General features: G+C 40.9%; 7 protein-coding genes. 6 read left to right on the top strand and 1 reads right to left on the bottom strand.

The genetic code is table 11. From position 1 onward, the window contains the following. Nucleotides 1-154 precede the first annotated feature (154 nt). Complete coding sequence (gene plsY, locus ADH49_RS03135) at nucleotides 155-796, bottom strand: glycerol-3-phosphate 1-O-acyltransferase PlsY (protein WP_185946457.1); 642 nt, start codon at nucleotides 794-796, stop codon at nucleotides 155-157. Between the two features lie 188 nt (nucleotides 797-984). Between plsY and parE the strand changes: the two genes are divergently transcribed. The 6 genes from parE to ADH49_RS03105 all read left to right on the top strand — a co-directional run bounded on the left by parE (nucleotide 985) and on the right by ADH49_RS03105 (nucleotide 9,439). Beyond that, complete coding sequence (parE, locus tag ADH49_RS03130) at nucleotides 985-2,934, top strand: DNA topoisomerase IV subunit B (RefSeq protein ID WP_048689430.1); 1,950 nt, start codon at nucleotides 985-987, stop codon at nucleotides 2,932-2,934. A 16-nt stretch (nucleotides 2,935-2,950) separates the two neighbouring features. Beyond that, nucleotides 2,951-4,192, top strand: a complete 1,242-nt coding sequence (locus ADH49_RS03125; protein WP_048689427.1) for a hypothetical protein — start codon at nucleotides 2,951-2,953, stop codon at nucleotides 4,190-4,192. A 186-nt stretch (nucleotides 4,193-4,378) separates the two neighbouring features. Beyond that, complete coding sequence (locus tag ADH49_RS03120; protein ID WP_048689423.1) at nucleotides 4,379-5,197, top strand: aminoglycoside 6-adenylyltransferase; 819 nt, start codon at nucleotides 4,379-4,381, stop codon at nucleotides 5,195-5,197. 215 nt (nucleotides 5,198-5,412) lie between these two features. Next, a complete protein-coding gene (parC, locus tag ADH49_RS03115) occupies nucleotides 5,413-7,866 on the top strand; it encodes a DNA topoisomerase IV subunit A (protein ID WP_048689439.1) in 2,454 nt (817 codons plus the stop codon). Nucleotides 7,867-8,038: 172 nt separating this feature from the next. Then, nucleotides 8,039-9,064: a branched-chain amino acid aminotransferase gene (locus ADH49_RS03110; protein ID WP_048689421.1), complete on the top strand. Its 1,026-nt coding sequence runs from the start codon at nucleotides 8,039-8,041 to the stop codon at nucleotides 9,062-9,064. Between the two features lie 144 nt (nucleotides 9,065-9,208). Continuing rightward, nucleotides 9,209-9,439 carry a DUF2969 domain-containing protein gene (locus ADH49_RS03105; RefSeq protein ID WP_006596420.1) on the top strand — a complete coding sequence of 77 codons (231 nt, stop codon included), beginning with the start codon at nucleotides 9,209-9,211 and terminating at the stop codon, nucleotides 9,437-9,439. Nucleotides 9,440-9,561 lie beyond the last annotated feature (122 nt).

Genomic DNA, 9,561 nt, shown 5'->3' with positions numbered 1-9,561 from the left:
TAGAAACAATCGTGTTTCTAGCACTTTTCTCACGGCGGAAAGTTTCAGTAGATGATTGAATAATTCTAACGAATGAATTTTTTTATTTTTATAGAATTTATTTGATTTGTAAGGAAAAACAGATTGTTTACGCTCTCAAACTAGAGTTTAGACTCTAGTCTTTTTGTTTTTGATGGGTGATGTTTTTACCCCAGGTGACGATATTTTCATTCTTGTTGAGGATTCGTTTGATATTGTCCTTGTGGCGGATGATAATCAAGGACGAAAGTGCTAGGACGATAATGGTAAAGATGATATCGTAGCTTGGGAGGATCCAACCAGTCAGTGGGAGGATGAGGACTCCGATACTTGCCAAAATTGCGACTGTCACACTTGAAAAAGAAATCATGCTAGTTAAATAGAGGCTAGCAAAGAAATATATAGCTAAGATTAATAGAAAGAGAGGTGAGAAGCCGATGAGGACTCCTGCACTGGTCGCGACTGCCTTCCCTCCTTTAAAGCCTGCAAAAATTGGGAAGGTATGACCAAGGACTGCGAGAAGACCAAAGACCATTGGCGAAATCCCTGTAACCCCAAAAATAGTCGGCAATAAAACAGCCAAGGTTCCTTTGAGGAAATCAACTGCAAAGACGACCAGACCTGCCTTCGTCCCTAAGATACGGAAGGTATTGGTGGTCCCTGTATTTCCAGAACCGTGTTCGCGTAGATTGATGTTAAAGAAGGCTTTCCCAATCCACAAACCAGAAGGGATAGAACCTAATAAGTATGCTAATACGAGTAAAAGAATTGTTTTCATCATAGTTTCATTATATCAAAATTGCTTTGAATGAAAAAGAAAATTTCGTCCATAATTGTCACATCGGATAGTCGGTTTAAGCTAATCGTACTTAAATGGGCTAATTAAAGGGAGAGAAGAAAGAAAAATTTTGCAAAATTTCCTAAAAAGCTGTAATATAGAAAAGATGAACAAACAGGAGGTTCCTTGTGTCTAAAAAGGAAATCAACATTAATAATTATAATGACGATGCCATTCAGGTACTAGAAGGGTTGGATGCGGTCCGTAAACGTCCAGGGATGTATATTGGATCGACAGACGGAAATGGTCTTCACCATTTGGTCTGGGAAATTGTCGACAATGCCGTCGATGAAGCTCTATCTGGTTTTGGTTCTCAAATTGACGTTACCATTAACAAAGACGGTTCCCTATCTGTAGCGGACCAAGGTCGGGGGATGCCGACAGGGATGCATGCCATGGGTAAACCAACCGTTGAGGTCATCTTTACCGTCCTCCACGCAGGTGGAAAGTTTGGACAAGGAGGGTATAAGACCTCTGGTGGTCTCCACGGCGTGGGATCTTCCGTCGTGAACGCCCTCTCTAGCTGGCTTGAGGTAGAGATTACCCGTGATGGAGCAGTTTACAAGCAACGCTTTGAAGATGGTGGAAAACCTGTCACCACTCTTGAGAAGATAGGATCGGCTCCTAAGTCTAAGACTGGGACCAAGGTTACCTTCATGCCGGATGCAACCATCTTCTCAACGACGGATTTCAAGTTTAATACCATTGCAGAACGGATCAAAGAATCAGCCTTCTTGCTCAAGGATGTTACGCTGACGTTGACAGATCTTCGTAAGGAAGAAGACAACTACGTCGCCTTCCATTATGAAAATGGGGTACAGGATTTCGTTGAGTACTTAAATGAAGATAAGGAAACCTTGACGCCGGTTCTCTACTTTAATGGAGAATCAGAAGGATTCCAAGTAGAAGTCGCTCTCCAGTACAATGATGGCTATTCCGACAATATCTTGTCTTTCGTCAATAATGTCCGTACCAAAGATGGGGGAACCCACGAAACTGGACTCAAGACAGCCATTACCAAGGCCATGAACGACTATGCAAGAAAAACAGGACTTCTCAAAGAAAAAGACAAGAACCTAGAAGGATCAGACTATCGTGAAGGTCTTTCAGCTGTTCTTTCGATCTTGGTTCCAGAAGCCCATTTGCAGTTTGAAGGGCAAACCAAGGACAAACTAGGAAGTCCACTTGCACGACCAGTCGTCGACGGGATTGTCGCTGACAAGTTGACCTTCTTCCTCATGGAAAATGGGGAATTAGCTTCCAATCTGATTCGCAAGGCCATCAAGGCCCGAGATGCGCGTGAAGCAGCTCGGAAGGCTCGTGATGAGAGTCGAAATGGCAAGAAGAACAAGAAGGATAAGGGACTCTTATCTGGTAAATTGACCCCAGCCCAGTCCAAGAATGCAGCTAAGAATGAACTCTATCTAGTCGAAGGAGACTCAGCCGGTGGGTCGGCTAAGCAAGGTCGAGACCGTAAGTTCCAGGCCATCCTTCCGCTTAGAGGGAAGGTTCTCAATACTGAGAAGGCCAACATGAGCGATATCCTCAAAAATGAGGAAATCAACACTATGATCTATACCATCGGCGCTGGAGTTGGGGCTGACTTTACGATCGAAGATGCCAACTATGACAAGATTATCATCATGACCGATGCGGATACGGATGGGGCCCATATTCAGACCCTGCTCCTAACTTTCTTTTACCGGTATATGCGTCCCTTGGTCGAAGCAGGACGTGTCTATATCGCCATGCCTCCTCTTTACAAGATGTCTAAAGGCAAAGGGAAAAAAGAAGAAGTTGCTTATGCCTGGACAGACAGTGAATTGGAAGACCTACGTCGAACTTTTGGCCGTGGAGCAACCCTTCAACGGTACAAAGGTTTGGGGGAAATGAATGCGGACCAACTTTGGGAAACCACCATGAACCCAGAGACCCGTACCTTGATCCGTGTCACCATTGATGACTTGGCGCGTGCAGAACGCCGTGTCTCAGTCCTAATGGGCGATAAGGCAGCTCCACGCCGCCAATGGATTGAAGATAACGTTAAGTTTACCTTGGAAGAAAATACGGTATTTTAAGGATAAGGTGGATAATATGAATTTTGATTTAGGAATTGCTTCTTATGTCTTTGGAAAAGTTGCTGATTTTTCTTTGAATTTTTTCTTTAAAAATATAGGTATTAAGAATGATAACGATATTCGAATTCTTGAGAAAGCTGTTAAAGATTTTAAAGAATATATTAATGGTCGTCACAAAGATAATCCTAGCTTTGAAAGAGTAATGAATTTTTGGGATCATAAACGCATATTTGAGTCAATCCTTTTGTTAATCTATAATCCTGAAAAGAAGTATTTAGATTTTAAAGATTCTTTAGAATATGGTGATTGTCTAAATAAATCTGAACGAGAGTTTTCAGAACAGTTGATGGACGAGCTATATGCTGAATTACTTAAATCAATAACTGATTTATCGGAAGATAGTAAACTAACTATTTTAGCTATTCAGATACCAATACTTGATGCGCAAAATAGAAATCATAAAATTATTAAAGATCAAATTGATGAAATTAAAAAAATAATCTATGAAAATAATTCAATAGATATAGAAAATAATGAAGAAAACCATTTTCATGAAAATTTGCAACAAATAAATAATAAAAGTGAGAGTTTATCACTGAATATAATTGGTGGTTTTAGTGGTGGTAACTGGAACAGATATGAAATAGAAAATTTTGATAATTCGAGGGAAATTATTAGAAAGCTAATCATTGATAAAAAATTTAAAAACATTTTTTTAAATAATTGCATGGATTATTTAAATGATTACAATGGCATATTGACTATATTAGATAACCTTGATAGCAATAAGGACGAATTTGACAAGATTGAAGCAATGGTAATTGTTGCAAAACGTCATATTGAGAATTTTAATATGACTTTAAAAAAAATAGAAAGATGTTTGCAACTGTATTATGATACTGAGATTCAGTATACAGGTGTTATTGAAAGTAGTACAGATTTTAAAAATCTGCTTGAACGAATGCTAAATAGAGGTTCGATAATTACTGAAGAAAAAAAATATCAATTTTTTATTAATCCTAAAGACGGTATTTACTTTAATGTCTATTTGTCGAAGGAGGAGATTGATTATATTAACCAACATGATGAAAAATTGTTAATTTACGCTCAATTTGGTGGAGAATATTTTAATCTAGCTTCATTTAATAAACATACTAAAATTAGCATCATTGCAGAAATGCTCTTGGAATTAGTAGATAAAAAAAATTTACCTGCTAAGTATTATAAAATTAGTAATTACTTAATTGGTGAAGGGTAAATGGATAATTATACATTTTATTTAGTAATTGAATTTAGACTATTTTGAAATTTCCTATAAAAAATGATCCCAGATTATCTTACTGATTAGATTAATAATTTTTGTTATATATTTATAATATCTAGTTTTTGTAATCTTTGTACTAGACAAATTTCATTATTTAGTTTTTTTATTAAGGATGTTATCATGGAAACAGAATCCGCAATATTGAATCTTATTCTAAAAATTGCTGAATCCCTGCAAGTGGAAGCAGTGGCTTTATCCGGATCGCGGATCAATCCACAGACCCAAGAAGATGAGTTCCAAGATTATGATGTGGTCTATATTGTTGAGAATCTGAACGACTTGTTATCTGATTTATCTTGGCTAGACCAGTTTGGAATGCGTCTGATTGAACAGCACAATGTCCTTGGACATCGTCGTCTGTATCTCATGCTTTTTGAAGATGGGAATCGTATTGATTTAACCCTCTGCCCCAAGGAGTATATCCAAGAGTGGGTGGACAGCGAAGCAGGTTTCAGAGTGCTAAAAGACGAAAATGGTTTGTTTGAAGCCTATCAGCCTAATGCCAAGCGCTACTGGATCGCTCCGCCCTCCGAAGAAAAATTTGCAGCGTCCTGCAATGAATTTTGGTGGGTATCGGCTTATGTCGTCAAAGGGATACGAAGAAATCAGCTCCTCTATGCGACCGACCACCTCTATGGCATTTGCCATCAAGAACTCCTCAAGATACTAGCTTGGCAGGTGGCAAGTGATAAGGGAATAGTTGATATCGGAAAGAACTACAAGCACCTTTTTCACTATCTACCAGATGAGAAAGAGAAGGAGTTCTCAAAGCTACTTAATTTATCTAATCTAGAAGAGCTTACTCAGTCTTTATTTTCTACCATGAATGTTTTTGATCAGGAAGCTCAAATCCTAGCCCAAAAGTTGGGATTTGCCTATGATCTGGAAGTAGCTAAGAAGCTGATGACTTATGCTGAGGAGAAACTGTTGAATTATTGATTCAATCATCTATTTCAAACACTTAAAACTACAGAAAGGATCGTTTGGTTACTTGAAGTGACTGAATTCCTTTTTCTAAAAATCTACTCAACATTCTTTGAAAGGAGTTGAACACGCCCTAAATACTGTGTGAAAAAGATAAATTCTCTTGTGAGCATCGCTCACTGCAAGAATTTCCTATTTTCACTTTGTATTTTACGGGCTTTGTATCCTATATGAGTAATATCCAAATTATGTCTTTAGAGGACATCATGGGAGAGCGCTTTGGTCGCTACTCCAAATACATTATTCAAGAACGGGCCCTTCCTGATATTCGGGATGGCTTGAAACCTGTTCAACGGCGGATTCTTTATTCTATGAATAAGGATGGCAATACCCATGACATGGGCTACCGCAAGTCTGCCAAGTCTGTCGGAAATATCATGGGGAATTTTCACCCTCACGGGGATAGTTCGATCTATGATGCCATGGTCCGCATGTCTCAAGACTGGAAGAATCGTGAGATTCTTGTTGAGATGCACGGTAACAATGGTTCTATGGACGGTGATCCACCGGCTGCCATGCGTTATACGGAAGCCCGTCTATCTGAAATTGCTGGTTATCTCCTTCAAGATATCGAAAAGAAAACAGTGCCATTTGCCTGGAACTTTGACGATACAGAAAAAGAGCCAACTGTTTTGCCTGCAGCCTTTCCAAACCTCTTGGTCAATGGGGCTACAGGGATCTCAGCTGGTTACGCGACAGATATTCCGCCCCATAACCTTGCTGAAGTCATCGATGCAGTGGTCTACATGATCGACCATCCATCTGCCAAGGTAGACAAACTCATGGAGTTTCTACCTGGACCTGATTTCCCGACTGGTGCTATTATCCAAGGTCGCGATGAGATTAAGAAAGCCTATGAAACTGGTAAGGGACGGGTGGTTGTCCGCTCTAAGACAGAAATCGAGCAACTCAAAGGCGGCAAGCGGCAAATCGTCGTCACTGAGATTCCTTATGAAACTAACAAAGCAACTCTAGTCAAAGATATTGATAAAATTCGTATCAACAACAAGGTGGCCGGTATTGCGGAAGTTCGTGATGAGTCTGACCGAGATGGTCTTCGTATTGCTATTGAGTTGAAAAAAGATGCCAATGCTGATCTAATCTTGAACTACTTGTTCAAGTACACAGACTTGCAGGTCAACTACAACTTCAATATGGTGGCGATTGATAACTACACACCACGACAAGTAGGAATCGTACCGATCCTCTCTAGCTACATTGCTCACCGTCGGGATATCATTGTCGCTCGCTCGCGCTTTGATAAGGAAAAGGCTGAACGACGCCTCCACATCGTAGAGGGATTGATCCGCGTGATTTCCATCCTTGATGAAGTCATCGCTCTGATCCGTGCTTCTGATAACAAGGCAGATGCTAAGGAAAACCTTAAGATCAGCTATGATTTCACAGAAGAGCAAGCAGAAGCCATTGTCACCTTGCAATTGTACCGTTTGACCAATACAGATATCGTCACCTTGGAAGAAGAACATGCTAACCTCAAGGAGCAAATCGCCACCTTGGAGGCTATCATTGGGGATGAACGGACCATGTTCAATCTCATGAAGAAGGAATTGCGTGAAGTCAAGAAGCTCTTTGGCAATCCGCGTCGTAGTGAGTTGCAAGACACTGCTAAAACAATTGAGATTGACACAGCCAGCCTCATTGTCGAAGAAGAAACCTTCGTTAGCGTGACCCGTGCTGGTTATATCAAACGAACCTCTCCTCGTTCTTTCAATGCATCTACAGTTGAAGAAGTCGGTAAGCGAGATGACGATGAATTGATTTTCGTGGAGCCTGCTAAGACTACCCAGCATCTCTTGCTCTTTACCAACTTAGGAAATGCCATTTATCGACCTGTTCATGAATTAGCAGATACCAAGTGGAAGGACATCGGCGAACACCTCAGTCAAACCTTGACCAATTTCGAGCAGGAAGAAGAAATACTTTTTGCGGAGATTGTGGATCAGTTTGAGGGTGTGACCTACTTTGCAACTACCCAACAAGGCCAAATCAAGCGCTTTGAACGCAAGGAATTGAGCCCATGGCGGACCTACCGCTCCAAATCAACGAAGTACGCTAAGCTGAAAGACCAAGAGGACCGTATCGTAGCGGTTGCACCAGTTGTCCTCGAGGACATCATGATCATTACCAAAAATGGTTACGGCTTACGCTTCAATATTGAAGAAGTCCCAGTAGTTGGGGCCAAAGCAGCAGGTGTTAAAGCTATTAACCTCAAAGACGGGGATCAAGTGGCAGCTGTCTTTAAGTCAACGACTCCAAGCATGTACATTCTGACCCAGCGAGGCAGTCTGAAACGGATGTCCCAGGACGATATTCCAGTGACCAGCCGGGCTAAGCGGGGACTCCAAGTCCTTCGTGAATTAAAGGCTAAACCACACCGTGTCTTTAAGGCAGGTCCAGTCTTTACGGACCAAGGAGATTTTGATCTCTTTACGAGCCAGGAAGAAGTAGCAGAGCAGGATCAAATCCTTCAGATTACCTCCACAACAGGTCAGGTGACAGAAGTAGATGTTACCCAGCTCAGCTTGTCAGAACGAACCAGCAATGGTTCCTTTGTCAACGATCAAATCTCTGATCAAGAAGTCTATTCAGCTAGAATTAAGTAAGTAAAAGTCAGCTCATTTGTGGCTGGCTTTCTTGATTGATAAATTTTCAGAAAATTGCAAACTTCACTTGAAATTCTCATGAAATGGTGTAAAATAGAGTACATGAATAAAGTCATCTTCACAGGTGGCTCTTGCTATTTAGCAAGTCTTGAATGGAAGAAGGAAAACAAAAATGACAGTATCACTTGATTGGGAAAATCTCGGATTTTCTTATATGAAATTACCCTATCGATACATTGCTTATTACCGTAATGGAGCCTGGGAGAAGGGAGAGTTATCTGAAGATTCCACTCTTCATATTTCAGAATCTTCTCCAAGTTTGCACTATGGACAGCAAGCCTTTGAAGGCTTGAAGGCTTATCGGACAAAGGATGGCAGTGTTCAATTATTCCGTCCAGATGAAAATGCCAAACGCCTTCAACGGACCGCTGATCGTCTTTTGATGCCTCGAGTTCCAACGGATATGTTTGTGGAAGCTTGTAAAGCAGTAGTGCGTGCCAATGAAGAATATGTCCCACCGTATGGAACAGGTGGAACCCTCTATCTTCGTCCGCTTTTGATTGGAGTCGGAGATATCATTGGAGTCAAGCCAGCAGAAGAATACATCTTTACTATCTTTGCTATGCCAGTTGGAAACTACTTCAAGGGTGGCTTGGTTCCAACCAACTTCTTAATCCAAGACGAATATGATCGGGCAGCTCCTCATGGGACGGGTGCAGCGAAAGTCGGTGGAAACTATGCCGCTAGCCTCTTACCTGGTAAATTAGCTAAGTCTCGGAACTTCTCAGACGTGATTTACTTGGATCCAGCGACCCACACTAAGATTGAAGAAGTGGGATCTGCTAACTTCTTTGGAATAACAGCTGATAATGAGTTTGTCACTCCACTTAGCCCATCAATTCTGCCATCTATAACCAAGTATTCCTTGCTCTATCTTGCTGAGCATCGTCTTGGTTTGAAACCAATCGAAGGGGATGTCCCAATCGATCATCTAGACCGCTTTGTCGAAGCAGGTGCTTGTGGAACTGCCGCAGTTATTTCTCCAATCGGGGGTGTTCAGCACGGAGATGATTTCCATGTCTTCTATTCAGAAACGGAAGTAGGACCGATTACCCGGAAGCTTTATGATGAATTAACGGGTATTCAGTTTGGTGATATTGAAGCACCAGAAGGATGGATCTTCAAAGTAAACGATTAAAGGAATGATCAGAGGGAGGAGAACTCCCTCTTTTTTCTTAGAAAGAGATACTAGCAAAATATAATAATTTAAACACGAAACATTTTCGGCTTGCAAGCATGTGAAAAATTTTGTAAAATTAAGGGGTTGAAATGAGGTAGAAGAATGAGTAAAAAAGATAAAAAAATCGAAATTCAAATTGCAGATAGTAAAGTGGTTGTAGGTAAGGAAACCTTTGATGGCTACCAATTAACGATTGGGAAGAAGGCTATTGCTGAGATTGCTGATATGGGTGCCCAATTTGCCCTTGTTAAAAATGCATCTGTAGACAGTCTCTATAAATCCCTTGAAAAAGCAGTGGAAAGTGCCATCGAAAATTACAATTTGAACAAATAAGGGGTTGCATTTTAATTAAATCAATGGTATAATTGTGACTGTTGATTTGCTTGGAGAGATAGCGAAGAGGCTAAACGCGGCGGACTGTAAATCCGCTCCTTCGGGTTCGGGGGTTCGAATCC

The sequence above is a fragment of the Streptococcus sp. 400_SSPC genome (assembly GCF_001072745.1).
GTDB classification, from domain to species: Bacteria; Bacillota; Bacilli; order Lactobacillales; family Streptococcaceae; genus Streptococcus; species Streptococcus xiaochunlingii.
Note: the sequence above shows the minus strand (reverse complement) of the source record. Positions and strands in the feature narration are given on the sequence as shown.